Origin of the sequence: Candidatus Pantoea persica (assembly GCF_013753875.1) — a bacterium.
In the GTDB taxonomy this organism is placed as follows: Bacteria; Pseudomonadota; Gammaproteobacteria; order Enterobacterales; family Enterobacteriaceae; genus Pantoea; species Pantoea persica.
In genome coordinates, this window is record NZ_SMDS01000023.1 from 36,692 (window position 1) to 62,150 (window position 25,459).

Sequence of the window (25,459 nt, forward strand, 5' to 3'; positions counted from 1 at the left end):
TGCATCAGCGGCGCCAGCTGGGTAAAGAGCCGGGCGAAGGCCTCGCGCAGCGGTTGATAGCGCCGGACCGACTTCGCCGCCCCGGCAGTAGTCGAGCATCTGGTCGCTGATATCGGCCAGCATCTGCCGCCACAGCGCGCTGCGAGCGCCGCCGCCGATCAGCATCACGCTGGACAGGGTAACGCCGCACTCATGCACCGCATCCATGCCCTGCACCAGCGCGTAGCCGATGCCCTCCAACACCGCCCGTGCCAGCTTGGGGCGCCGGTGCTGATGCGTCAGGCCGAAGAAAACGCCGCTCGCCCGCGGGTTATTGTGCGGCGTGCGCTCGCCGGAGAGACAGGGCAGAAACCACAGCGGCGGCGCCTGCTCGTCGGCGCGCTCCGCCTCCGCCAGTAGCTGCGGCACGTCCGCGCAGCCGGTCAGCTCGGCGGCCCAGTCGAGACAGGAGGCTGCGCTGAGGATCACCGACATCAGATGCCAGCGCTGCGGCAGCGCATGGCAGAAGCTGTGCAGCGCGCGCTGCGGTTTGCTGAGGTAGCCGTCGCTGACAACAAAGTAGACGCCCGAGGTGCCGAGCGACAGCATCCCCCGGCCCGGCTCGGTCATGCCGGCCCCCGCCGCGCCCGCAGTGTTCACCGCCGCCCTACACCAGCGGCACCGGCGGCATGCCCCAGCGCGCCGCGATGTCAGGCGACAGCGCGCCGGTCACGGCGTCGCCCTCGAACAGCTGCGGCATCTGCGCGCGCGGCAGGCGGCGAGCATAGTGTCGCTCCAGTCGCGCCACGCCACGTCGAGCCACAGGGTGCCGGCTGCGTCGGACATATCGCTGGCGAAGTCGCCGCTCAGCCGCCAGCGCAGGCAATCTTTCGGCAGCAGCACTTTCGCCACCTAGCGAAAAATTGCCGGCTCGTGCTGCTGCACCCACAGCAGCTTGGGCGCGGTAAAGCCGGGCATAATCAGGTTGCCGGTAATCTGGCGCGCGTCGGGCACGCGCCGCTCCAGCTCGCGGCACTGTTCGTAGCTGCGTCCGTCATTCTACAGGATGGCCAGCCGCAGAACGCGATGGGCGCCGTCCAGCAGCGTCGCGCCGTGCATCTGGCCGCTCAGGCCGATGGCTTTCACCTCGCCCAGCGGCGGCTGCTGCGCCAGCGCCTGCATCGCCTGGTCGGTCGCTCGCCACCAGCTTTCAGGGTCCTGCTCGCTCCAGCGCGCACGCGGGCGCGATACCTGCAGCGGCGCGCTCGTCACCGCCGCTACCTCGCCCTGCGCATCCAGCAGCGCGACCTTGACGCCGGAGGTGCCTAAATCGATCCCGATATACATGCCTTGCTCCCGATTGTCTCAGAAATCATAAAGATAGTGGTTCACCAGATTTTCCAGCTGCTCCTGGCGGCCGCTGCGGTGCTGCGGATTGAACTGCTGCTGAGCATACGCCGCCAGCGAGGAGAGTGAAAATCCTCCGTTGAGGATTTGCTGGCCGAACTCACCATTCCAGCCGCTGTAGCGCTGCACCACGCGCCGGTCCAGCTCGCCCTCTTCCACCATGCGCGCCGCCACCTTCAGCGCCAGGGTATCCATCGCGCCGATGTGGCCGTAAAAGAGATCGTACTTGTCGGTGCTCTGGCGACGCACCTTGGCGTCAAAGTTGAGGCCGCCGGTGGTGAAGCCGCCCGCCTTGATAATCTCATACAGCACCAGCGCGTTCTCTTCGGCGCTGACGGGGAACTGATCGGTATCCCAGCAGCACTGGCTGTCGCCGCGGTTGGCGTCCACCGAGCCGAAAATGCCGAGCGCGATGGCGGTAGCAATCTCATGGTGGAACGAGTGGTCCGCCAGCGTGGCGTGGTTCGCCTCGACATTGACCTTGATCTCTTTCTCCAGCCCGAACTGCTTCAGGAAGCCGTAGACCGTCGCCACATCGTAATAATACTGATGTTTGGTCGGCTCCTGCGACTTCGGCTCAATCAGCAGCGTACCCTGTGAGCCGATTTTATGCTTGTGCTCCACCACCATCTGCATAAAGCGGCCAATCTATTCCCGCTCCTGGCGCAGATCGGTATTCAGCAGGGTTTCATAGCCTTCGCGCCCACTCCACAGTACATAATTCTTGCCGCCGAGCGTCTGCGTCGCCTGCATGGCGCTGCACACCTGGCTGGCCGCCCAGGCGAAAATCTCCGGATCGGGGCTGGTCGCCGCGCCGGCGCCGTAGCGCGGATGGGGGAAGTAGTTGGCGGTGCCCCACAGCAGCTTCACGCCGTTCTCCTGCTGCTTTTCCAGCAGCTTGTCGGTCATCACCGAGAGGTTTTGCTGATAGCTTCGCAGTGAGTCCCCTTCCGGCGCCATGTCGACGTCGTGGAAGCAGTAATAGGGCACGTTCAGCTTGTGGAAGAACTCAAACGCCATGTCCGCCTTGAGCGTCGCCGCTCTTTTGCCACGGACGATCGAAGGCACTGACGCCGAACATATCCGCGCCGCTCCAGCAGAACGTATGCCAATAGCAGGCGGCGAAGCGCAGATGTTGCGCCATGGTTTTGCCGAGGAGCACCTCGTCAGGATTGTAGTGACGAAAGGCCAGTGGATTGATGCTCTTTACCCCTTCAAAACGAACGCGTTCGATCTGGTCGAAACAGGCGTGCATGTTTCGCTCCTCAGCGTGAAAACCCAAACAGACAGCAGTGAGCCTTTATATTGCGTGCGGATTTTTCGCCTGCTCAATTACAATATTTCACACCCTGGTTAAGAGAATTATTTTTTGTGTAGCCGCTCGAAAAATATTAATCGTCTTTGCGAAGCGCCTCCGAAAACAGGCTTACAGCACTCTGAAAAGAGTTAAATCTCGATCGCATTCATAAAACGCAAATAAAACAAAAAACGTAATCGCCGGATAAAAATCAGTAATTGATGTTGTCCTAAAGCCAGGTCAACAATTCATCCGCCGAGTCTACTGCGATAACCACGATAGCCTCTACCTACAGGATGAAAACGATGAAAATAAAACTCACGCTGTTAGCTGCCTGCGCCGCGCTGGCGCTGTTCTCTCATACCGGTATGGCGAAAGAAGTGAAAATCGGCATGGCGATCGACGACCTGCGCCTAGAGCGCCGGCAGAAGGATCGCGACATTTTCGTTAAGCAGGCGGGATCGCAGGGTGCGAAAGTGTTCGTACAGTCGGCCAACGGCAATGAAGAGACGCAGATGTCGCAGATTGAAAATATGATCAACTGCGGCGTCAACGTACTGGTAATCATTCCCTATTACGGCCAGGTATTAAGTAACGTGGTCGCCGAAGCTAAACGCGAAGGCATTAAAGTGCTCGCCTATGACCGCATGATTAATAACGCGGATATCGATTTTTATATCTCTTTCGATAATGAAAAAGTAGGCGAACTGCAGGCGGAAAGTATTGTTAAGCAGGTGCCGAAGGGCAACTATTTTCTGATGGGCGGATCGCCGGTGGATAATAACGCCCGCCTGTTCCGCGAAGGCCAGATGAAGGTGTTAAAACCCTATATCTACAAGGGCAGCATCAAGGTGGTCGGCGATCTGTGGGTTGATGCCTAGCTGGCGGGAAACGCGCTGAAAATCATGGAGAACGCCCTGACCGCCAACGGCAACCATATCGACTCGGTCTTCGCCTCCAACGACGCCACCGCCGGCAGCGTCATCTAGGCGCTGAGCGCGCAGGGGCTGGCGGGCAAAGTCGCCATCTCCGGCCAGGACGCCGATCTCGCCGCTATTAAGCGCATCATCAATGACACGCAGACCATGACCGTCTATAAGCCGATTACCCAGCTCACCACCGAGGCGGCCAACATCGCCATTGAGCTGGGCAACGATAAAGCGCCTGCCGGCAACGGCAAGCTGAACAACGGCCTGAAAGAGGTGCTCTCGCGCCTGCTGACGCCGATTCAGGTCAATAAAGAGAATATCGAGAGCACCTTGGTGAAAGACGGTTTCCATAAACAGAGCGAGCTCTGAACGCGGCTGCCGTGAGGAGGAGAGGTCAATGCTGCTGAAATGAATCATATCACCAAGCGCTTCGGCGCGGTAAAGGTGCTGGATAACGTCAGCCTGCGGCTGGAGAGCGGCGAAGTGCTGTCGCTGTGCGGCGAAAACGGCTCGGGGAAATCGACGCTGATGAAGATCCTGTGCGGGCTTTATCCGCACGGCGAATATGAGGGAAGTATTCATTTCGCCGGCGACGAGATTCAGGCGCAGACCATTCGTGATACGGAACGCAAAGGCATTGTGATTATTCATCAGGAGCTGGCGCTGGTGCGGCAGCTGACGGTAATGGAGAACATCTTTCTCGGCGAGGAGCTGGGTCGCTTCGGCATCGTGGACGATGAAACCATGACACTGCGCTGCTAGCAGCTGCTGGCGCGCGTCAGCCTCGACGTCTCGCCGCACGCCAGAGTGGGCGAACTGGGTCTGGGCCAGCAGCAGCTGGTGGAGATCGCCCGCGCGCTGAACAAGCAGGTGCGGCTACTGATCCTCGATGAGCCGACCTTTTCCCTGACCGAGCGCGAAACCGTGGTGCTGCTGGAGATTATTCAGAATCTGCGCGAGCACGGCATCGCCTGTATCTATATCTCGCACAAGCTAAACGAGGTCAAAGCCATCTCCGACACCATCTGCGTGATCCGCGACGGCTAGCATATCGCCACGCGCCCGGCCGCCGGGCTAAGCGAGTAGGATATCATCACCATGATGGTCGGGCGCGAGCTGACGGCGCTCTATCCCCATCAGCAGCACACCGTCGGCAAGACGATACTGCGGGTAGAGCACCTTACCGCCTGGCATCCGGTTAACCACTACGTGCGCCTCGTCAACGACGTCTCCTTTAGCCTGAAGCGCGGCGAGATCCTCGGCATCGCCGGGCTGGTGGGCACTGGTCGCACCGAAACCGCCTAGTGCCTGTTTGGCGTCTGGCCGGGGCGCTGGCAGGGCGAGATCTGGATCGACGACAAGCAGGTGCAGATTCGCGACTGCCAGCAGGCGATTGCCCACGGTATCGCCATGGTGCCGGAAGATCGTAAAAAGATGGCATCGCGGCACTGGATCAGTTCAGCCACCGCTTCGCGCCGCTGGACGAGACGTGTGAGCAGCAGACCATCAATGCCTCAATCGTGCGGCTGCGGGTAAAGACCTCTTCGCCGGAGCTGGCGATCGGCCGCCTGAGCGGCGGCAATCAGCAGAAGGCGATCCTCGCCAAATGTCTGCTTCTCAATCCACGCATTTTGATCCTCGACGAGCCGGCGCGCGCCAAGAGATCTATCTGCTGATCGAGAGCCTGGTGCAGCAGGGGATCGCGGTGATCGTTATCTCGTCTGAACTCCCGGAAGTGCTGGGCCTGAGCGACCGCATTCTGGTTATGCATGGAGGGCGGATCTGGTTAATAACAACCAGACTCAGGAGCAAGTTATGGAAGCGGCCCTGCGGAGTGAACATTATGCTTAAAATCGAAAGTCGTCAGGGCGCGCTGCCGGGTGCGCCGTCGCCAGGCAAGTTCTCGCTGCCTAACCTGCAGGTGCTAGTGATGCTGGGCGCAATCCTAGCGATCGCTCTGTTCTTTACCTGGACCACCGACGGCGCCTAATTACCGGCATTCTGGCGGTCGGCATAGTGTTCGTAATTATATCGGCGGAGATCGATCTCTCCGTCGGCTCGATGATGGGGCTGCTGGGCGGCGCGGCGGCTATCTTCGACGTCTGGCTCGGCTGACGATAGCGGTGACGCTGGTTATGGGGCTGCTGCTGGGCACCTGGAACGGCTGGTGGGTCGCCTACCGCAAAGTCCCCTCCTTTTATTGTTACCCTAGCCGGGATGCTGGCGTTTCGCGGCATTCTGGTGGGCATGACCAACAGCACCGCGGTGGCGCCGACCACGCCCGCCATGTCGCAAATCGGGCAGAGCTATATCTCCGACGGCGTCGGCTTCGGCATCGCCGGGCTGGCGCTGTTTATGCTGTGGCTGTGGCAGTGGCAGTGGCAGTGGCAGTGGCAGTGGCAGTGGCAGTGGCGGCTGCGACTGCGTCGCCAGCAGCTCTGGCTGACGCAGCCCGCCGCCGGTGGCACGCTGGCTCGCCAGGCGCCATCTGGCTGCTGAACGACTACCGCTGCGTGCCGACGCCGGTGCTGCTGCTGCTGGGCGGCATGTTTATGGCGACGCGCACCGCCTTTTGCCGCCGCATCTACGCCATCGGTGGCAACCTGGACGCCGCGCGGCTGTCGGGCATTAACGTGGCGCGCACCAAGCTGGCGGTATTCGCCATTAACAGCGTGATGGTGGCGATCGCTGGGATGATCCTCAGCTCGCGCCTCGGCGCGGGTTCGCCATCGGCGGGCAATCTCGCCGAACTGGATGCGATTGCCGCCTGCATGATCGGCGGCACCAGCCTGGCGGGCGGCGGCGTCTCGGTGGCGGGCGCGGTGATGGGCGCCTTCATTCATGGCCTCGCCAGATAACGGCATGAGCATGATGGACGTGCCGACTTTCTGGCAGTACATCGTCAAAGGCGCCATCTTGCTGCTGGCGGTGTGGATGGATACCGCTACACGCCGCCGGGTGTAATCGCGTCGGCGATCACAACGTGGCGCAAACAATTTCTGCTGTTCATTCAGCCATGCTATGCATTGCGCTGAGATTCGCGCCACTATGCATGAAAAACGCTATCGCATTACGTTGCTGTTCAATGCCAACAAAGTGTATGACCGTCTGGTCGTTGAGGGTGTCGGCGAATATCTGCAGGCGTCGCAGAGCGACTAGGATATCTTTATCGAAGAGGACTTTCGCTGCCGCATTGAAAATATCGGGGAGTGGCTGGGCGACGGCGTGATCGCCGACTACGACGACAGCTCTATCGCCCAGCTGCTGGCGAACGTCAACGTGCCGATTGTCTGCATCGGCGGCTCCTACCAACGCCAGCAAGACTATCCGCCGGTGCACTATATCGCCACCGATAACGCGGCACTGGTGGAGAGCGCCTTTCTGCATCTGAAGGAGAAAGGGCTGCACCACTTCGCCTTTTACGGCCTGCCCGCCTCTAACGGCAAGCGCTGGGCGCAGGAGCGCGAGTATGCCTTCCGCCAGCTGGTGCAGCGCGAACGCTATCAGGGCGTTATCTATCAGGGCATGGAAACCGCGCTGGCCGACTGGCTGCAAACCCTGCCGCAGCAAACCGGCATTATCGCCGTCACCGACGCGCGCGCGCCACCTGCTGCAGGCCTGCGAGCATCTCAAGATCCCGGTGCCGGAGAAGCTGAGCGTGATCGGTATCGACAACGAGGAGCTGACGCGCTATCTGTCGCGCGTGGCGCTCTCCTCGGTGGCGCAGGGCACCCGACAGATGGGCTATCAGGCCGCCCGGGTGCTGCACCACCTGCTGGACAAGCAGCCGCTGCAGCGTATTCTGGTGCCGTCGGTAAAGGTCATCGCCCGACGCTCAACCGACCTCCGCTCGCTGCGCGATCCCGGCGTGATTCAGGCGATGCACTATATCCGCTTCAACGCCTGTAAAGGCATCAAGGTGGAGCAGGTGCTCGACGCCATCGGCATGTCGCGCTCTAACCTGGAGAAACGTTTCCGCGACGAAACCGGCGACACCATTCACACCATGATCCACCGCGAGAAGCTGGATAAAGCGCGTGAGCTGCTGGCCTCTTCCTCGCTCAATATCAATGAAATTTCGCAGATGTGCGACTATCCCTCGCTGCAATATTTCTACTCGGTGTTTAAAAAACGCTACGCCACCACGCCGAAAGAGTATCGCCAGCACCACGGCGCGGGCATGATGCAATAAACCGGCTCTGCGCGCCGCGTTAATGCCAGTGACTATTTTTCCTTCCCTGCGGTTAATCCGCTCAGCCGCAGGGAAACGACGCGAAAAATAACGTCGCCGCCCAGGCCCCGCCTTTTATTTGACCTCTGCGCTCTTGCTGCTTTCAAAAGTTACAATATTTGTAATTCTTTTTAATGCATGTGTATTGAATGTTATATTCCGTCGCGCTTTTAACTGCTGTTTAACAAGCAGCTGCTTCGCACCAGATGTGAGCTGAATTTAAATGGAGATCGCAGCGCCTCCGCAGAAGGCGCGCGATATCACTTGCCGGTTATCACGAATAGCGGTTGAAGATGTTTTTCATGCGTAAAATTGCACAACTTCTGGCTCTCTGCGCCCCTTTAACTAGCGGCGCAACACTCGGCCTGGGCCGATGAGCAGAAAAATGTCGACGTCATGCTGATTGGCGGCGGTGTAATGAGTGCCACCCTGGGAACCTATTTGCAGGAGCTTGAGCCGCAGTGGAATATTGAGATGGTCGAGCGTCTCGATAAAGTCGCGGAAGAGAGCTCTAATGGCTGGAATAATGCCGGCACCGGCCACTCTGCGCTGGCGGAAATGAACTACACGCCGGAAAAAGATGACGGCAGCATCGACATCAGCAAGGCAGTAGAAATTAACGAATCTTTCCAGATTTCCCGTTAGTTCTGCTCCTATCATGTTCAGCTCGGCGTATTGACCAATCCGAAAAGCTTTATTAACAGCACGCCGCACATGAGCTTTGTCTGGGGCGACGACAACGTGAATTTCCTGCACAAGCGCTACAGCAGAGCACGCTGTTCCGCGGCATGGAATATTCAAAGAAAATGCGCAGATCGAGAAGTGGATCCCGCTGGTGATGGAAGGGCGCGATCCTAAACAGAAAGTGGCGGCCACGCGCATTCCGATCGGCACCGACGTTAATTTCGGCGAAATCACCCGTCAGCTGGTAGCCTCGCTGCAAAAAAGCAATCGCTTCTCGCTGGAGACTGGCCATGAAGTGCGCGACATCAAGCGCGCCGACGGTGGCGGCTGGAACGTGACCATCGCCGATCTGCACAACAACAACGCCGAGCACTTGGTGCACGCGAAGTTCGTGTTTATCGGCGCCGGCGGCGCGGCGCTGCTGCTGCTGCTGCTGCTGCTGCTGCTGCTGCTGCTGCAGAAGTCAGGCATCCCGGAAGAGGACAACTACGCAGGCTTCCCGGTGGACGGCGAGTTCCTCGTCACGGAAAACCCGGACGTGGTGAAGCGTCATCTGGCGAAGATATATGGTGAAGCCTCGGTCGGCGCACCGCCGATGTCGGTGCCGCATCTGGATACCCGCACGCTGGACGGCAAGCAGGTGCTGCTGTTCGGAACTTTCGCTACCTTCTCCACCAAGTACCTGAAGAGTGGTTCGCTATGGGATATGTTCGCCGCGACGACCACCTCCAACTTTATGCCGATGGTGCATGTTGGTCTGGATAACTTCGACTTGGTGAAATACCTGATCGGCCAGCTGATACTATCAGACGATGACCGCTTTGCCGTGCTGAAAGAGTACTTCCCGGAAGCGAAGAAAGAGGACTAGCGTATGGCAATTGCTGGTTAGCGCGTGCAGATCATCAAGAAAGATGCGGAGAAAGGCGGCGTGCTGCGCCTAGGTACCGAAGTTGTGGCGTCGAAAGATGGCTCTATCTCCGCGCTGCTGGGCGCCTCGCCTGGCGCGTCAACCCTGCGCCCATCATGCTGACGCTGATGGAAAAGGTCTTTAAAGAGAAGGTTGCGTACGACGCCTGGCAGAGCAAGTTGAAGGAGATGATCCCCTCCTATGGCTAGAAGCTGAACGGCAACGTGGCGGCGACGGAGAAAGAGCTGTCGGAAACCAGCCGCGTGCTACAGCTCGACTATACGCCGCTGACCCCGGAAGCGAACGACGACCAAGCTGCGACGCCGGTGGCCGTCGCGCAGTAACCGCAACGGCCAGGGCAGCCCTGCCTGAACCTGTCGGTTAACGGCGGGTACAGAGGACGCAGCGCACGCGCGCTGTTCGTCATCCCCATCAGCTCTGATACGCACCTCCGCCCGGAGGTGCGTTCGTTTCAGGGCCAGCGCATTGTCCGATCGCGCTGGCGCTTTCCCAGTCGCGTCCCGCTTTACGCTACGCTCTGCCTTATTCGCCTGTTAGGCTACGCGACCGCTGCATCTCTCCCTCGCCTGTTACTCCTGACGCTTTTCAAACTGTTAGATCACGCCTAGCGACAGCCTCACGGCCGGATCGAGGCGCGTCTGTAAAAAATACAGCGGAGTATGTTGGAAGGTATAGCTCGGCGTGCCGGATTCGACGCGTTTACGCACCGTTTCACAGAACAAGGGGTGCAGATTCCAGGGCGCGTCGACGATCAGGCTGGCGGGATTGAGCAGCAGGATAATCTGGCCTATCGCCTTCGCAAGCAGGCCACCCGCCTGCCGCATCACCTCATCCACCACCGGCGGCGCCTCGTCACTCGTCTGCCAGCTTAAACCGGGACGACGCTGCGCCAGCTGCTGCTGCACCGCCGGCATGCTGATCAACGTCTCGATGCAGCCCTGCCGTCCGCAGTGACAGCGCGGGCCATCCGGCTGCACGATAATGTGCCCCGCTTCACCCCCGCGGTCCAGCTATTGCCGATCACTACCTGGCCCTGCTGCCCCAGCGCGCCGCCCACGCCGTCCGCGATGCACAGATAGAAATGGCTGCTCGCCGCTTCCAGCCCAAGCTGCTGCACCGCCAGCAGCGCAGACGCCTTGACGTTGTTCATGACGCGCAGCGGCAGCGCGACTTTTTTCCGAATCGGCGACAGGAGATCGACATCGCGCCAGCCAAGGTGAACCGACTGATACATATTGATACATCCAGCCGCGCTGCGGATCGACGATGTCGGGAAAGCCCAGCCCGATACCCAGCAGCGTCGGATGCTTCTCCGCCAGTCCGCTGCACACCGCTGCTACCTCCTGCATTACGGTTGCCGGGCTGGCGGTATCGATACGTCTCGTCTATTCCTCCATCACCTGTGAAAAGTAGTCGCAAACGCGCCAGTAAATCGCGTTGCGCTCCACCATCACCCAGGCGCTTTTTAGCTACTCCGGGCGCAGCGCGATCTCGATCTTCGGCCGTCTGTCCGCGGCCACGCTGACCGGCCCCAGCTCCTGCACCAGCTTCTGCTCCAGCAGCTCATCCACAATCAGCGAAACCGTGTTTTTGCTGAGGGGACAATATGTGGGCCAAATCTTGACGGGAGGTGACGCGCAACCGACGCAGCTGCGTCATCACGCGCTTCTGGTTGTTGAGTCTGAGGAGTGCAGGACCTTTACCCATGTTTTTCATGGCGCTTACCTAGTGAACATCAAGATCTTAAGTGTAACAGCACTGCGCCGCCGGTTATCTGACACTTTTGCGCGCTGTTTCACACAAGTCGCCGTTAAGCAAAGAAGGGCGAAAAAAAACCGGGCCAGGCCCGGTTCGCTTGCCGCGCAGCGGCATCAGTATTCGTCGCCGCGCACGCGGTTGCGGTAGCTTTCCCAGTCGAAGCGCACCCACATGCTGTTACCGAGACGCATGCGGTCCATTACGCGTTCTCCCAGCAGCATATTCATGCCGGCGGGATCAAGGTTGGAGAGCATCCCGGTCGGACGCTTAGAGGAAGAGCGGCGGTCAACGATCTGGTTGATGATCACCTTTTCATAGCGCGATTCGCTCTGCATGCCGATTTCATCGATCACCAGCAGATCGACGCTGCTGAGATCCTGCAGCAGGCGCTCTTCCGTGATATCGCTGCCGCCGCTGAAGGTCCCCTTCATACTGGACATCAGATCCGCCACCGTGACGATCAGCACGCTTTTGCCACGCAAAATCAGGTCGTTACCGATGGCGGCCGCCAGATGGTTTTTACCAGTGCCGGGGCGGCCAGAAAAAACGAAGCTGGCGATACTGCCCTCAAACTCCTCCGCATACTGGCGCGCCATCGCCAGCGCCCGGCGCTGGCCTCCGTTCTCAACGCGATAGTTGTCGAACGAGCAGTTCATATGCAGCTCACGGATGCCGGAGCGGCCCATAACACGCTGCATCTTCATGGCGCGGTTTTCACGCACGATAGATTCCGAACGCAGGCGGCCCTGCTCCTGATTCCAGGCCAGCAACTCTTCACCGCTGGTGAATTTCGGCTGGACGTTGGCGGGCATCATTTTCTTCAGACGGCTGAACAGATCGGTCGGCGTTTTCATTACTCACCTCGGAACCCATCGGGAATGTTGTAATCAGTATTGCTGATTTGCGTGCTGTCGCGTTTCGGCTGGCCGCCGCTGGCGGCGCGGTTCATCTGCACGCTACGCGCCAGCTTCTGCTGCCACTGCACATGGTGGAACAGGCGGCCTTCCGCCTGCCAGTAGGCGATAAACGCGGCCAGCTCGGCGGGCGTCACCGGCTCGCTCAGCGCCACGCCCCAGATGGCGGCCTGGCGTTGAAAGTCGGCGTTAGGCTGCCAGCCGGCGTACATGGCGAACTTGCCGACTGGCGCGGATGGCACGGCGGGAGCATCGTTATAGAGGCTGTCATCCAGCGTAACGTCGCTGGACTGCTGGACTGCCGCCTCCAGCGCCAGCAGCTGCGCCAGCCGCTCGGGCGTCACGGCGTAAAGTACCGGCGTATAGTTATCTAGGACCGCCAGCGTGCCGTTTTCCGCCTGATGCAGCGCCTGGCGCGGATCCTGACGGAAAGCTTCCAGGCCGATAAGCGTAGAGGTAAGAATTTTGACTGACATGATGAAACCTGACGTTAACCAGCACGTTGCGCCGGCAGAACACCGGCGTATAAGTAAGTATTGTACCTTTTTTGGCGCGGAGGATCGCCAAAAAAGCGGGCGTTAAGAAGAGAAGGAGGCGAGCTTTATCGCCAGCGGCGAGAGGGCCGGCGCTGCGGCGGCGGTCACGCGCGCCGGGCGGGTATGCTATAGATAGCGCGCCGAGGCGAGCCAGCAGAGGCTGTAGCCCAGCAGTTCGGTCCCCTCTTCCGCCATGTTTTTCACCACGCGGTTGTAGCCCTCCAGCATCAGATGCTGACACAGCTGATGCATGCCGAATAGGCGGGAAAAGACCAGCAAGACCAGCAGGCCAGAAGCAGTCATCAGCCAGCTGCGGTCGGTGACGAAGGCGACCAGCCCGGCGAGCGTGGCGCGTGGCGCGCGCAGCGCCAGGCAGACGAGGGCGCTCGCCAGCGCGAACCATACCCAGCTGCCGTGCTCAACGAGGTCGAACACGAAGTCCAGCTCGCGGATCAGCATGCAGCTTTAGAAACCGCCGATCAGCATCAGCGCGTCGGGACGTTGACGCGCCGACCAGAAAAACAGACCCGCCATTGAGGCGAGCATGATCTCCTGCAGCGTCTCGGTCAGCGAGGTTTCATGCATAGCTTCGTTCATCCAGTTGACGTCGATATAGACGGCCGACATCATCAGCACAAGGAATAATAGTGTTGCAAATAAAAAAGCCGCGCATTCACGGCCGAGGATTAAAACTTGTTCGCGCATATTATTATCAAAATAATAATTAGTGCGCTCATCATGTGACGTCAGCTACCCGCTCTTTCTCATTTTATGCCCCATGTTAAAAACTGGCGCTCACACCCAGGCTATAAATCAGCGGCTCGCCGTTACTGAAGGTGTCGCTTTGCGAAAAGGCGGCGAAAGCGGTCAGCCGATCGTTAAAGGGAAGATGGGCGCCGATGCTGACGTCCAGCGTGCCCTGTTCGCGTGGCGCGCGCCCGCTGGAGCTTTCCTGCCCGTCGCGATGCGCGCCATCGGCTGTCTGGTAGCAGTAGCCCAACTGCGCATAGGGGGGCGATTCAGCCCAGGCGGGAATCAATGCGCCAGCCGAGGGTGGCGACGCCGTCGCGGCTGAAAACGCAGTCCGGACAGCTGAGCGGGCCCGCGGCCGCGGCGAACTGCGCCACCGGCCCGGTGGTGAGCGAGGCGCCCAGCAGCAACGCCCAGTCTGCACGGTAGCGCGTGCCATCCGGTGCAGGCTCGGCGCGCAGCGTCATCATCGCCTGCGTGGGATTGAGCGCGGCGTCAAGAAAATCGGCGCGCGCCTCATCACTGCCCGCTGCCAGCCCGCCCTGGGCGATCTTCTCCGCAAGGATGGCATTGTAATCGGGGCGCGCGCCCGCGCCGCTCTCCTTTGGGGAGAACGTAGTATTGCTCCAGGCGAACAGGGGCGTTGCCACGCAAAAAAGCAAAGCACTTTCCAGCCCCGACGCGGCGGCGCGAAGACGACGACAGTGACTTTATTTGCAACATGAAACACTCCAGGCGATGCTGAGGAAGAGATGCAGGCGTCAATAAAGCAGCCATTTACCGCGCCTGCTGTATAACTATTAACCGACACTATGTAAGATCAAGCACAGCGCTGAAATTTTATCTTTATAAGGATGTCGACGATGCAACGATGCGGCTGGGTAACGCAGGATCCACTCTATATCGCCTATCACGATCGGGATTGGGGCATTGCACAAACCGACAAGCGAGCGCTGTTTGAGATGATCTGTCTTGAGGGCTAGCAGGCGGGGCTGTCGTGGATCACGGTGCTGAAGAAGCGCGACAACTACCGCCGCACCTTCCACGATTTCGATCCGCAGCAGGTAGCGCTGATGAATGAGCAGAATCTGGCGCGGCTGCTGCAGGACAGCGGCCTGATCCGCCATCGCGGCAAGCTGGCCGCCATTATCAGCAACGCGCGCGCCTTGCTGGCGATGGAGGCGCAGGGCGAGGATTTCGCCCGTTTCGTCTGGCATTTTGTCGATAACCAGCCCATTGTGCATTGCTATGCAGATTACAAAGCGGCATCCACCACCATAGAGCAGGCGTTTGCGCTGTCGAAGGCGCTCAGACTACGTGGTTTTAAATTCGTCGGTCCGACAATTTGCTATTCCTTTATGCAGGCCTGCGGGCTGGTCAGCGACCATCAGACCAACTTTTTTTGCCATCCCGACAACCTTTTAAAGCCAGAGACTGAAAAATAGGAGTTTCCCCCACTCATTCTCTCTTTTCAGACGACATAATTTTGCCGCTTGAAAGACTTAGTATCTTTCTTTTTTGATTTAGGAATGAGCACGTATAAAAAAACATTGACGATTTGCCTGTTACTGAGCGGCAGCCTTTCGCTGTCTGGTTGCACCGTTAACCCCTACACCAACGAATCGCAGGCGGGTAAGTCCGGCATCGTCGCGGGCCTTGGCGCGCTGATGGGCGCAAGCGTTGGCGTTCTCTCCTCCTCGAAAAAAGATCGTGGCAAGGGTGCCCTGATCGGAGCAGCGTCAGGCGATGGGCGGGCGGCATCGGCTACTACATGGACGTGCAGGAAACGAAGCTGCGTGAAAAGATGCGCGGCACCAGCGTCAGCGTTACCCGCTAGGGCGATAACATCGTGCTGAATATGCCGAATAACGTCACCTTCGACTCCAGCAGCAGCAGCCTGAAACCGGCCGGCGCCAATACGCAGAGCGGCGTGGCGATGGCGCTGAAAGAGTATCCGAAAACCGCGGTAAACGTGGTGGGCTACACCGACGCTACTCGGTGCCGGACACGCTATTCTGTGATGACGGCACGCTCAATCCGCAGCTGGAGAACTACCTTAAAAAGTCGCAGCAGCTGCAGGCTCAGCGCCTGAAGCTAGCGCTGGGCGCCTTCAACGGCAAGCTGGCGCCGTTGCGCCATTTTTTCTAGGCGGCGGAGCAGGCCAACCTGCCGGTGGTAATGACCTTCGACATGGACAACTGGCTCTGGGCGCAGGAAAATGCGGCGGCAGCGGCGGATCAGCTGGGCCGCTTCGTGCGCTATATCCACGTCAAGGCCGCGGTGCCGCACGGCGACCGCTTCCGCGCCATCGCGCTGGATGAGGCGAATGAAGACTGGCGGCAGCAGGAAGGCGACGATCTGCTGGCAGTCACGCGCTACTACGTGACGCTGCTACGCAATCTGTAAGGAGAGAACATGGCTATTCAGAACAACGGCGCGCTGGACGTCGTGACCATCGGCGAAGCAACGGCGATGTTCGTCGCCCGCGAAACCGGCGATCTCGCTGCCGCCGAAACCTTCGTCAAACGTGCGGCGGGCGCCGAGCTTAACGTCGCTATCGGCCTGGCGCGCCTCGGCCTCAAGGTCGGCTGAGTGAGCCGCGTCGGCGACGACAGCTTTGGCAGCTTTATTTGTCAGGTGCTGGAGAGCGAAGGCGTCGACCACAGCTAGGTGACGCAGGACACGCGCTATCTCACCGGCTCTCAGCTGAAATCCAAAGTTGATGACGGCTCCGATCCGCTGGTGGAGTATTTCCGTAAAGGCTCCGCCGCCAGCCATCTTTCCGTCGACGATTTCAACAGCGGCTATTTCGGCGCCGCGCGCCATCTGCACCTGAGCTGCGTCGCCTCGGCGCTCTCCGAGAGTTCGCTGGCACAGCTGAAGCACAGTGCGAAAGAGATTTGCGCGCGCGGCAAAACCCTCTCTTTCGATCCCAATTTGCGCAGTGCTGTGGCGCAGCGAAGAGGTGATGCGCCAGCAGCTTAACCATCTGGCGGAGTACGCCGACTGGGTGCTGCCGGGCGAAAAAGAGGGCTATATCCTCACCGGCTATCGCCAGCCGGAGGCGATAGCTGACTTTTACCTCGATAAAGGGGTAAAGGCGGTCATCATTAAAACCGGCTGCGACGGCCCTAGTATAAAATCGCTGACGGCGAACAGGGCTAGGTCGAGGCGATGCGCGTGGAGAACGTGGTCGACACCGTCGGCGCGGGCGACGGCTTCGCCGTTGGGGTGATCAGCGCCCTGCTGGAAGGTAAAACGCTGCCTCAGGCCATCCGGCGCGGCAACAGAATTGGTTCGCTGGCGATTCGGGTGATCGGCGACAGCGAAGAGCTGCCGACGCGCAGCGAGCTGGGCGATTATTAATCTGCACCCGAAACCGCATTATCAGAGGAGTACACCATGGAATCGCAGACAATCGCGCCAAAACGCTAGTGGTATATCATGCCCATCGTGTTTATTACCTACAGTCTGGCGTATCTCGATCGCGAAAACTTTAGCTTCGCCTCTGCGGCAGGGATAAACGACGATCTGGGCATTACCAAAGGCATGTCCTCGCTGCTGAGCGCGCTCTTATTTCTCGGCTACTTCTTTTTTCAGATCCCCGGCGCGGTCTATGCCGAACGCCGCAGCGTGAAAAAGCTGATCTTCTGGTGTCTGGTGCTGTGGGGCGTCTGCGCCTAGCTGACCGGCGTGGTGAGCAATATCCCGATGCTGGCGGCGATTCGCTTCGCGCTCGGGGTGGTGGAAGCGGCGGTGATGCCCGCCATGCTGATCTACATCATCAACTGGTTCACCAAATCGGAGCGTTCGCGCGCCAACACCTTTCTCATCCTCGGCAACCCGATGACGGTGCTGTGGATTTTGACGTCGAGGCGCTTAATCAGCGCGAGGTGCTGCTGATCCATACGCCAACGGTGCTCACCGAGACAGTAGCGGATACCATGATGGCGCTGGTGCTGAGCAGCGCGCGCCGTGTCACCGAGCTGGACGCTTGGGTGAAGGCGGGTCACGGGGATCAGAGTATCGGCCCGGACAAATTCGGCATCGACGTGCACCATAAAACCCTCGGCATTCTGGGCATGGGCCGCATCGGCATGGCGCTGGCGCAGCGTGCCCATTTGGGCTTAGGCATGAAGGTGCTCTATAACGCGTGCCGCGAACGTGTAGAGGCGCAGTCGCGCTTCGGCGCGCAGCGCTGCGATCTGGAGACGCTGCTGAAAGAGAGCGACTTCGTCTGCATAAGACTGCCACTGACCGAGCAGACCCACCAATCGGCGCGGCGCAGCTGAAGATGATGAAGCCGAGCGCCATTCTGATCAACGCCGGACGCGGGCCGGTGGTCGATGAAGAGGCGCTGATCGCCGCGCTGAAAGCGGGCACGATCCACGCCGCGGGCCTCGACGTGTTTGAGAAAGAGCCACTGCAGGCGTCGCCGCTCTTCTCGCTGCCCAGCGTGGTGGCGCTGCCGCACATTGGCTCCGCCACTCACGAAACGCCCTACGGCATGGCGCAGGATGCGGTGGAAAACCTGATCGCCGCACTTAGCGGCAAGGTCGAGAAAAACTACGTCCACCCGGACATCCTGAAGTAATCCGCCCTTCCCATTCACGCCCGCCGCTGGCGGGCGTTATCGTTAATCCCCCCCATTCGTCACATATTTTTAACTTTTATATGGCTTTTTCTCAGTTCGGCGACAAGTTTACCCAGCACACCGGCATTTCCCACCTGATGGAAGATATGGGCGCGGGCCTGCGCACCCCCGGCACCATTATGCTCGGTGGCGGCAATCCGGCGCAGATCCCGGCGATAAATAACTATTTTCAGCAGCTGCAGCAGATGCACAACGAGGGCAAGCTGAGCGAAGCGCTCTGCAACTATGACGGCCCGCGCGGCTGGCCCGTGACGGCGCAAAATACCGCCCTGACTAACGGCAGCCAGAGCGCTTTTTTCTATCTGTTTAACCTGTTCGCCGGCCGCCGCGCCGACGGCGGCAAAAAGCGCGTGCTCTTTCCGCTGGCGCCTGAATATCTCGGCGATGCCGACGCCGGACTGGACGAGGGGCTGTTCGTCTCCAGAAGGCCAGTTCAAATACCACATCGATTTTTACCATCTGCCGCTGCATAACGACATCGGCCTGATCTGCGTGTCGCGTCCGACCAACCCTACCGGCAACGTGGTGACCGACGAGGAGCTGATGCAGCTCGACGCGCTGGCGCAGCAGCACGACGTGCCGCTGCTGATAGACAACGCCTACGGCGTGCCTTTCCCTAGCATTATTTTCAGCGACGCGCGTCCGCTGTGGAATCCCAACATCATTCTCTGCATGAGCCTGTCGAAGCTGGGCCTGCCGGGCGCGCGCTGCGGCATTATCGTCGCCGACGAGAAGACCATCAGCGCCCTGAGAAATATGAACGGCATTATCAGCTTGGCGCCAGGCAGCATCGGCCCGGCGATCACCGCCGAGATGATCCAGCGCGGCGATCTGCTGCGTCTGTCGGAAGGAGGTGATTAAGCCCTTCTACCAGGCTAAGGTGGCCCAGACCAGCGCCATCCTGCGCCGCCACCTCTCCGAGGAGCGCTGCCTGATCCACAAGCCCGAAGGGGCGATTTTCCTCTGGCTCTGGTTCCGCGACCTACCGATTACCAACGAAGCGCTCTATCAGCGCCTGAAGGCGCGCGGCGTGCTGATGGTGCCGGACCACGTCTTCTTCCCCGGTCTGGAGCAGGCGTGGCCGAATATCCATCAGTGCATGCGCATGAACTACGTGCCGGATGCAGAAAATATCGAGCGCGCGGTGAATATTCTGGCGGAAGAGATCGAGAAGGCGTTTACGGATCAGGCGGCCTGACGGCGCAAGGCGCGTGGTCAGCCGGAGAAGCGCGGCGTTAACTGCTGTCGGCGGCGGCGCTATGGCGCGCGGCCTTTAGGCACGATGCCGGGCGGTCTGACACAGCATCGCGCCGGAACGTGACGTCCCGCGCGGCGCGGGCACCTACGCCAGCGACTCCCGGCACCACGCCGCCAGCTGACAGATCGCCTGCGCCACCTCCTCATTCCAGCCAAATCCCGCGTTCAGCCGGAAGCAGTGGTCGTAGCGATTATGGCCCGGCGCTATGCCGATGCCGGCGTTGCGCGCCTTCAGAAACAGCGCGTGCACGTTCAGCGCCTACGGCGGCATCTCTCCACCCACAGCACATAGCCCCCTTCCGGATCGGAGACGCACATGCCCGGCGGAAACTCCCGTAGCAGCACCTGCCGCATCCGCTGGATCTGACTTGCCAGCTCGCGCCGCAGCTTGTTCAGGTGCGCGTCGCAGCCACCGCTGCGCATCAGTTCGGCAATCGCCGCCTGCGACAGCGTTGAGGTGCCCATAGTGGAGGTGTACTTCAGCGACGCTGTCTTGCGCATAAAGTTGGTGCTGTGCACCCAGCCGATACGGATGCCGGGCGCGACGGTTTTCGAGAAGCCGCTGCAGAGAATGGCGTCGGGGCTGAACGCACGCATCGGAAACGGGCGACGCTCGCCGAAAGCGGTGTCGCCAAAATATCATCTTCCACAATCACTACGTCGTTTTCGTCCGCCTGACGCGCAATATAGGCCTTCTGCTCGTTGGGGATCTATTTGCCGAGCGGATTGTTGACGTTGCTGATAGTGAGAAACGCCTGCACCGCCCGACGGCGGAACAGCGCGGTCAGTTTCTCTATGTCGACGTAGCCCTATGGCACCGCCTCGACCTTAATCACGCGCAGGTTCAGGTTGTGCAGCATCTGTAACAGTACAAAGTAGCAGGGCGACTCCACCGCTACCACGTCGCCGGGCGTCAGGGTGGCGCGCAGCGACACTGCCTCAATGCAGCCGTTGGTGATCAGGATGTCGTCAGCGTTGATATTACAGCCATACTCCACCGCGCGCCGAGCAATTTCATGCTTCAGCGGCAGGTAGCTGGTGCCTTTACCGTAGTGCCAAGCAGCGCCGGTTTGCTGTAGCCCATCTGGCGCATCAGCAGCCCGATCTTTTTGACCGGATAAAGCGAGCTGTCAGCGTGCGCACCGAAGGCAACCGGCTGTCGGGCGGCAGAGAACCGCTGTGGATAGCCTGCTTAATCTGCTCGGCTATCTGGCGGTAGCGGCTGCTCTGGCTCTCCTGTTCTTCCCTTTCAAGCGGCATCTGTTCCACCCTATATCGTCCAGATCTGTGTATATTCAAGAGAGTACATTCAAAGTAATTTAGGCTGCATCTCTTAATTATTTTATGACGCGCGTTCGCCTCGCTTTTCCCTGCGCGTCGCCCTGGCGAACGCCGCGGCCAGCAGATTCATTACCGTCCCGCTTTATAGCCTGTTTTTCATGGAATCAGCAACTTCCGTCGCATTTAAACGAATTTACCTGCCAAAGGAAAACGCAAAAAATGAATAATCTGTCCACCATGATGAGAGAAATTGAAGGCTACCTGACGCCGACAATCATCGATTCTGCTAAACGGTGCGCGCAGCACCTGCTCGCCTACGGCGGCGGCAAAGATAGCAGCTACATGGTGGCCTACGTCCGCTATATTCAGGGGCTTATCTGGCAAGCGCAGTGACACCTTTCGCCTGCGCATTAGCATCAACCGCCACGCCGCAATGAGCAGCAGCGTGATGGAGAATATCGATCGCGTTTACCGCGCGCTGGCTATTCCCCATGACGCCTTTGTCGAATGTCTGCTGATCGACGGCATGCAGATCCATCCGTTTCAGGCCGATCTGCCATTTCCTGAGGCGGTGCGCCAGCAGAACCGCAACGACGTTCTGATGAACGGCCACCGCTTCCGCGCCGACGCGCGCTCCACCTTCTGCAACGCCTGTAACCTCAGCATGGTGAATTCGTTCGGCCTCGCCGCGTACTACGACGGCGGCGTCGACGTGATTATCACCGGTGACTCGCCGCAGGAGCAGACCGCCTATGTCGCCTGGGCGCGCTACCGTTCTCGCCTGTTCAGCGCCCCTGCCGCCGAGAAGGGCCAGGGCTTTCGCGGCTTTTTGCAGACGCTCGACGGCGTGGCCGAACGCTACTCCACCGCCATTCACGGCGCCAGGCGCGTGACGCCCGCGCACCGCATCATGCACCAGCTGTCGCGCGATCCGCTGTTCTTCAATATCTATCAGGACACCGCCTACGAAGCTGGGGCGCACTGGGCGCTGCTCCACGACTTTATGCGCTTTCGCTTTCGCTTCGATGCACTGATGTTCAGCTTTTCCGAATCGGACTGCGGCAATCCAACGCTGATGGCCCATATCCGCGGCCTGCGCGCGGAAACGCTGCTGCAGCGCAGCTACGGCAAAGGCGTTCGCGAGTACGTGCGCTTTGCGATCGGGCTGATGGCGCAAAAATATTTCCCGGCGCCACTGATCGACAAAATGGCGGCGCGCTATCATGATGAGGCCGCCATCCAGCGGCAGCGCGCGGCGCGCTTCGCACAGGAGGCTTTCGGCCTCAGCGAGGCGCAGCTGGTTTACATGATCTATTCCCTTTATCGCGCACAGGGCAGCGAACTACGCGGCTGGCTGACGCAGCAGCGCATCGCGCTGGAGGAGTCGGCGATCCGCTGTCGCGCATGCTGCGCTTCGACCCGCATAAGGCGGTGATTCAGGTAAACAACGGCGTCCTGCAGGATACCGTGACCGAAGTGATCTCTGGGCGCTGATCCCTGTAAGGCGGATCGATGAGGAAAATTTTTCTGCAAATAGGCGCGACGCGCGACGGCCAGAGCCCTTATTGCGTGGTGGCGAAGCGCAAGGGCTATTTCACCGTGCTGGCGGAGATGAGCGATTTTGTCGACTACCAGTCGCTGAGCCTCGCGCTGCCGTTTGATTTAATCGTGCGCCTCGACCGCCTGGAAAATCCCTGGGAGGTGCTGCAGGCCTGCCTGCGCGCTGGGCTGCTGGAGCATCCGCGCGTGGTGCTGGCGGGCTTCGAAGCCTACAACGTCTGCGCCGGGCGGGTGCGCGAAATACTGGCGGGGCCTGACGCGCCGCACACCTTTATTCCGCTGGATAAATACGCCCAGCGCATGGCGTTGAAAAAGGCCTAGCCGCGCTTTCCGCAGCCGGAGTTCCGCTTCTTCGCCTCGCCGCTCAGCATTCTCGACGCGCATCAGGCGTTAATCTATCCCTGCTTCATCAAGCCGGTGGATGGCGGCGGCGGGCTGGACATCTGGCTGGTAAAGGAGCCGGGGCAGCTAGGCGCCGTAGTGCGCAAGCTGGAGGAGACTATGAACTATGGCGGGCGCGGCTTTAGCGGTTTTATCGTCGAAAGCTTGCTCGACGGCGATAAGTATTCGCTGCAGGGCTTGGTGCATAACGGCCGGCCGCACGCCTTTACCTGCTGCCAGAAGGTGATAGAGCAGCAGCGCGACGCGCAGGGCTGCGTCAACTTTTACGAATCCGGCCACGTCGCGGTCGCCGACGACGCGCTGCCACCAGCGTTCGCCAGGCTGATGGCGTACTGCTGCGACACCTTTGACTACCGCTGCGGCGCGTTTCATATCGATTTTATCGTCGTCGACGGCGTGCCGCACTTTGTGGAGATGGGCTTCCGCCTATCCGGCATGGGGCTGGTGAATCTGATTCAGGAGGTCACCGACATCAAATGGGCTGAGGTGGCGTTCCGGCGCACGGCAATATGCCCGCGCTGCGCTTTCCGGCATCGCCACGCGCGGTGGGCCAGCTGCGCATGCACCAGCCGGCGCAGCTGAAAAGAGGCGGAGAGCTGGATTGCCGAACATCAGCAGGGGGTGCTGCTGCTGCTGAATCCCCCCAGCCTGCAGGTCTCGCGTCTCTCGTCGCTCTACGCCGATCTGACGCGCCATGCGGGCCTGCTCGGTATTCTGCGCCTGAGCGCCGGCGGCCGGGACAATATTCTGGCGATGTTCAACGACATGGTGCGTGCGACGTCGCGTATTTCAGGAGGAAATTTACTATGTGCAGAATGATTCTGGCGCACGGCGACTTTGACGCGGCGCAGGTGCTGAGGCGGCGCGCTGCGGATTTTCAATAAGAAATGGCTGCCGGAGGATGAGCGCCTCAAGACGCCGAGCAAGCTGGGCTACCAGACTGGCGTGGTGGCGCAGAGCGAAATCTGCGAGTTCTCGCCGCGCAGCGGCGACATCTATATGTTTAATCCCGCTTTTTATCATGAAATCGATCGGGTTGAAGGCGATACCCGCATCACCATGGGCTTCTTCTTTGGCCTGACCGACAAAAAAATGAAACACGCGATTGCGTGGAGCTGACGCCTGAGGCGCAGCCTTGCAAGACGAAGAGAACACGATACAACCACCTTTACAGAGATAACCGGGCTGCTCGATCGTCACGGCGCCGATTACCGCGTTGTGGAGCATGAGGCTATTGGCCAGACCAACGTCATCAGCGCCCTGCGCGGCAACGCGCTGAGCCAGGCGGCAAAGGCGATGGTGCTGGAAGTAACGATGCCGGACAGCGCAGCGCTTTCTGCTGGCGATCGTTCCGGGCGACAGCAAAATCAACTTCAAAAGCGAGGCGCGCGCCATCGGCGGGAAAAAATCGAGCTTCGCCTCGCCGGAGATGTCGCTGCGTGATGGGCGCGGTGCCGCCCTTTAGTTTTGATGACCGGCAGGCGCTGCGCGTCGATACGCGCCTGCGCGACGTCGGTACGCTGTGGTTCAACGCCGGGGCGCTAGAAAAATCGATCACCCTCAACGCAGCGGACTATTTCCGCATCGTTGGCGACGCCAGCGGCGCCGATATCGCCACGCCCGTGGCGGTTAACGCCTGACGGCAGGGGAAAAACTATGTCAGTTAAAGATATGCTGCTGGCGCTGTGCGACGTCGTCGCCTGGGGCATCAACTTCGTGGTGATTAAGCTCGGTTTGCAGGGCATGCCGCCCTTTTTGCTAGCGGGTCTGCGCTTTACCCTAATAACCTTTCCGGCGATTTTTTTCGTGCGCTGTCCCGCCATTCCGCTGCGCTGGCTGGTGGTGTACGGCATGACCATCAGCTTTGGGCAGTTCGCCTTTCTCTTTCTCGCCATCAAGCTCGGCATTCCCGCCGAGCTAGCGTCGCTGGTACTGCAGGCGCAGGCGTTTTTTACTCTCTGCTGCTGGCGGAGAAGCTGCGCTGGAACCATATCGCCGGCATTATGATCGCCACGCTCGGCATGTTTATGCTGGCGACGGCGGGCATGGAAGGGCAGTCGGCGACGGGCATTACCCTGACGACCATGATGCTGACGCTGGCGGCGGCGCTCTCCTGGGGAATAAGCAATATCACCAACAAGATTATTCTACGCAACCGCAAGGTGCCAGTGGTGGGGCTGCTCAGCGCGGCGTTAGTGCTGGATGAACACCTCACCGCGCAGCAGATGCTGGGCGCCTCGGTGATTATCGTGAGGCTGATGGTGAACGTCTTCGGCGGTCTGGTCAGCCAGCATCTCACCATGCGCCCCAATCCCTGAGCGCGGTGCTGCAACGGCGCCGTTGTCTGGCGGCGAGCCGCCGAGCGCACGCAAAAAAAACGCCGCTGCTGCGGCGTTTTCTCTTTATTGAACCTGATTAGTTCAGGATTTCAATCCGGCGCGGTTTCGCCTCTTCGGGGACGATGCGTTCGAGATCGATACTTAGCAGGCCATTTTCCAGACGTGCGTCGCGTACGACGATATGGTCGGCCAGCTGGAATTTGCGCTCAAAGTTGCGCTCGGCGATACCCTGATAAAGGTATTTACGCTCGATCTGCTCTTCGGGATGCGCGCCGCGTACGATCAGCACGTTATCCTGAGCGGTGATGTCGAGTTCGTTCTGGGCGAATCCAGCCACCGCGATAGTGATGCGATAGTGGTTTTCGCTGACCAGTTCAACATTGTACGGAGGGTAACCGCCGTTGCTCTGGTTCTGGTTCGATTCAAGCAGGTTAAACAGACGATCAAAACCGATAGCAGAGCGATAAAGTGGAGCAAGATCAAAATTACGCATGGAATGACTCCTGATATTCAGCAAGTTTTGTCAACCTTCCACAATGGACAGGCCGTGCGG

13 protein-coding genes and 19 pseudogenes are annotated in these 25,459 nt (G+C 59.8%); 21 read left to right on the plus strand and 11 right to left on the minus strand.

The features are described 5' to 3' along the window. Positions 1-18: 18 nt before the first annotated feature. Together xylB and xylA are read right to left on the minus strand one after the other, a co-directional pair. Positions 19-1,326, minus strand: a pseudogene (gene xylB / locus EIO60_RS15635) (xylulokinase); the annotation flags it as partial. 18 nt (positions 1,327-1,344) lie between these two features. After that, a pseudogene (xylA, locus tag EIO60_RS15640) lies at positions 1,345-2,641 on the minus strand (xylose isomerase). Between the two features lie 347 nt (positions 2,642-2,988). Between xylA and xylF the strand changes: the two are divergent. The 7 genes and pseudogenes from xylF (at position 2,989) to mqo (ending at position 9,778) form a co-directional block, all read left to right on the plus strand. Next, positions 2,989-3,981 (plus strand): annotated as a pseudogene (xylF, locus tag EIO60_RS15645) (D-xylose ABC transporter substrate-binding protein). 39 nt (positions 3,982-4,020) lie between these two features. Continuing rightward, a pseudogene (locus EIO60_RS15650) lies at positions 4,021-5,463 on the plus strand (xylose ABC transporter ATP-binding protein). Between the two features lie 61 nt (positions 5,464-5,524). After that, a pseudogene (locus EIO60_RS17335) lies at positions 5,525-5,977 on the plus strand (ABC transporter permease subunit); the annotation flags it as partial. A gap of 112 nt (positions 5,978-6,089) precedes the next feature. Beyond that, positions 6,090-6,576, plus strand: a pseudogene (locus EIO60_RS17340) (ABC transporter permease subunit); the annotation flags it as partial. Positions 6,577-6,660: 84 nt separating this feature from the next. After that, positions 6,661-7,393, plus strand: a pseudogene (locus EIO60_RS17020) (substrate-binding domain-containing protein); the annotation flags it as partial. An 87-nt stretch (positions 7,394-7,480) separates the two neighbouring features. Further along, positions 7,481-7,804, plus strand: coding sequence for a helix-turn-helix transcriptional regulator (locus tag EIO60_RS17025; RefSeq protein ID WP_374058216.1), 324 nt, complete (start codon positions 7,481-7,483; stop codon positions 7,802-7,804). Between the two features lie 435 nt (positions 7,805-8,239). Next, positions 8,240-9,778, plus strand: a pseudogene (mqo, locus tag EIO60_RS15665) (malate dehydrogenase (quinone)). 270 nt (positions 9,779-10,048) lie between these two features. On the opposite strand, the pseudogene EIO60_RS15670 reads toward mqo, so the two are convergent. From EIO60_RS15670 to EIO60_RS15695, 6 genes and pseudogenes are all read right to left on the minus strand, one after another. Next, positions 10,049-11,171 (minus strand): annotated as a pseudogene (locus tag EIO60_RS15670) (ROK family protein). Positions 11,172-11,326: 155 nt separating this feature from the next. Then, the gene (gene dnaC / locus EIO60_RS15675) at positions 11,327-12,067 is read right to left on the minus strand and encodes a replicative helicase loader DnaC (protein ID WP_258577348.1); all 741 of its coding nucleotides are present in this window, start codon (positions 12,065-12,067) and stop codon (positions 11,327-11,329) included. Next, complete coding sequence (gene dnaT, locus EIO60_RS15680; RefSeq protein WP_258577349.1) at positions 12,067-12,603, minus strand: primosomal protein DnaT; 537 nt, start codon at positions 12,601-12,603, stop codon at positions 12,067-12,069. The genes dnaC and dnaT overlap by 1 nt, the downstream gene beginning before the upstream one ends. Before the next feature lie 186 nt (positions 12,604-12,789). Further along, positions 12,790-13,368 (minus strand): annotated as a pseudogene (locus EIO60_RS15685) (hypothetical protein). Positions 13,369-13,444: 76 nt separating this feature from the next. Beyond that, positions 13,445-13,702 carry a hypothetical protein gene (locus EIO60_RS15690; RefSeq protein WP_258577350.1) on the minus strand — a complete coding sequence of 86 codons (258 nt, stop codon included), beginning with the start codon at positions 13,700-13,702 and terminating at the stop codon, positions 13,445-13,447. Further along, on the minus strand, positions 13,683-14,063 hold the full coding sequence (locus EIO60_RS15695; RefSeq protein WP_258577351.1) for a hypothetical protein: 381 nt from the start codon (positions 14,061-14,063) through the stop codon (positions 13,683-13,685). Before EIO60_RS15695 ends, EIO60_RS15690 begins: the two co-directional genes overlap by 20 nt. Before the next feature lie 213 nt (positions 14,064-14,276). Here EIO60_RS15695 and EIO60_RS15700 point away from each other — a divergent pair. From EIO60_RS15700 to EIO60_RS15730, 7 genes and pseudogenes are all read left to right on the plus strand, one after another. After that, positions 14,277-14,858, plus strand: a pseudogene (locus tag EIO60_RS15700) (DNA-3-methyladenine glycosylase I). 84 nt (positions 14,859-14,942) lie between these two features. Further along, positions 14,943-15,409, plus strand: a pseudogene (locus tag EIO60_RS15705) (YMGG-like glycine zipper-containing protein); the annotation flags it as partial. A gap of 182 nt (positions 15,410-15,591) precedes the next feature. After that, positions 15,592-15,819 (plus strand): hypothetical protein, encoded by a 228-nt coding sequence (locus tag EIO60_RS17030; protein ID WP_374058214.1) that lies wholly within the window; start codon positions 15,592-15,594, stop codon positions 15,817-15,819. Between the two features lie 9 nt (positions 15,820-15,828). Further along, positions 15,829-16,779, plus strand: a pseudogene (locus tag EIO60_RS15715) (sugar kinase). A 78-nt stretch (positions 16,780-16,857) separates the two neighbouring features. Continuing rightward, a pseudogene (locus tag EIO60_RS15720) lies at positions 16,858-17,277 on the plus strand (MFS transporter); the annotation flags it as partial. A gap of 83 nt (positions 17,278-17,360) precedes the next feature. Further along, positions 17,361-18,007, plus strand: a pseudogene (locus EIO60_RS15725) (NAD(P)-dependent oxidoreductase). A gap of 80 nt (positions 18,008-18,087) precedes the next feature. After that, a pseudogene (locus tag EIO60_RS15730) lies at positions 18,088-19,265 on the plus strand (valine--pyruvate transaminase). 144 nt (positions 19,266-19,409) lie between these two features. Here EIO60_RS15730 and EIO60_RS15735 read toward each other — a convergent pair. Further along, positions 19,410-20,584: pseudogene (locus tag EIO60_RS15735) on the minus strand (aminotransferase-like domain-containing protein). A gap of 240 nt (positions 20,585-20,824) precedes the next feature. On the opposite strand from EIO60_RS15735, the gene EIO60_RS15740 reads away from it, so the two are divergent. The 5 genes from EIO60_RS15740 (at position 20,825) to EIO60_RS15760 (ending at position 23,386) form a co-directional block, all read left to right on the plus strand. After that, positions 20,825-20,998, plus strand: a complete 174-nt coding sequence (locus tag EIO60_RS15740) for a hypothetical protein (protein ID WP_258577352.1) — start codon at positions 20,825-20,827, stop codon at positions 20,996-20,998. Positions 20,999-21,038: 40 nt separating this feature from the next. Then, positions 21,039-22,040: a hypothetical protein gene (locus EIO60_RS15745; RefSeq protein ID WP_258577353.1), complete on the plus strand. Its 1,002-nt coding sequence runs from the start codon at positions 21,039-21,041 to the stop codon at positions 22,038-22,040. 77 nt (positions 22,041-22,117) lie between these two features. Beyond that, a complete protein-coding gene (locus EIO60_RS15750) occupies positions 22,118-22,486 on the plus strand; it encodes a hypothetical protein (RefSeq protein WP_258577354.1) in 369 nt (122 codons plus the stop codon). A 96-nt stretch (positions 22,487-22,582) separates the two neighbouring features. After that, a complete protein-coding gene (locus EIO60_RS15755) occupies positions 22,583-23,149 on the plus strand; it encodes an ATP-grasp domain-containing protein (RefSeq protein WP_374058215.1) in 567 nt (188 codons plus the stop codon). Between the two features lie 39 nt (positions 23,150-23,188). Next, entirely contained in the window at positions 23,189-23,386 is a 198-nt protein-coding gene (locus EIO60_RS15760; protein WP_258577355.1) for a hypothetical protein, read from the plus strand. Here EIO60_RS15760 and EIO60_RS17185 read toward each other — a convergent pair. Beyond that, on the minus strand, positions 23,372-23,794 hold the full coding sequence (locus EIO60_RS17185) for a hypothetical protein (RefSeq protein WP_309484726.1): 423 nt from the start codon (positions 23,792-23,794) through the stop codon (positions 23,372-23,374). The genes EIO60_RS15760 and EIO60_RS17185 overlap by 15 nt on opposite strands. Between EIO60_RS17185 and EIO60_RS16300 the strand changes: the two are divergent. Both EIO60_RS16300 and EIO60_RS15775 read left to right on the plus strand, forming a co-directional pair. Beyond that, a pseudogene (locus EIO60_RS16300) lies at positions 23,690-24,207 on the plus strand (YbaK/EbsC family protein). The gene EIO60_RS17185 and the pseudogene EIO60_RS16300 overlap by 105 nt on opposite strands. Positions 24,208-24,223: 16 nt before the next feature. Beyond that, a pseudogene (locus EIO60_RS15775) lies at positions 24,224-24,885 on the plus strand (EamA family transporter). 97 nt (positions 24,886-24,982) lie between these two features. On the opposite strand, the gene ibpA reads toward EIO60_RS15775, so the two are convergent. Beyond that, entirely contained in the window at positions 24,983-25,399 is a 417-nt protein-coding gene (ibpA, locus tag EIO60_RS15780; protein ID WP_258577358.1) for a small heat shock chaperone IbpA, read from the minus strand. Positions 25,400-25,459: the final 60 nt, after the last annotated feature.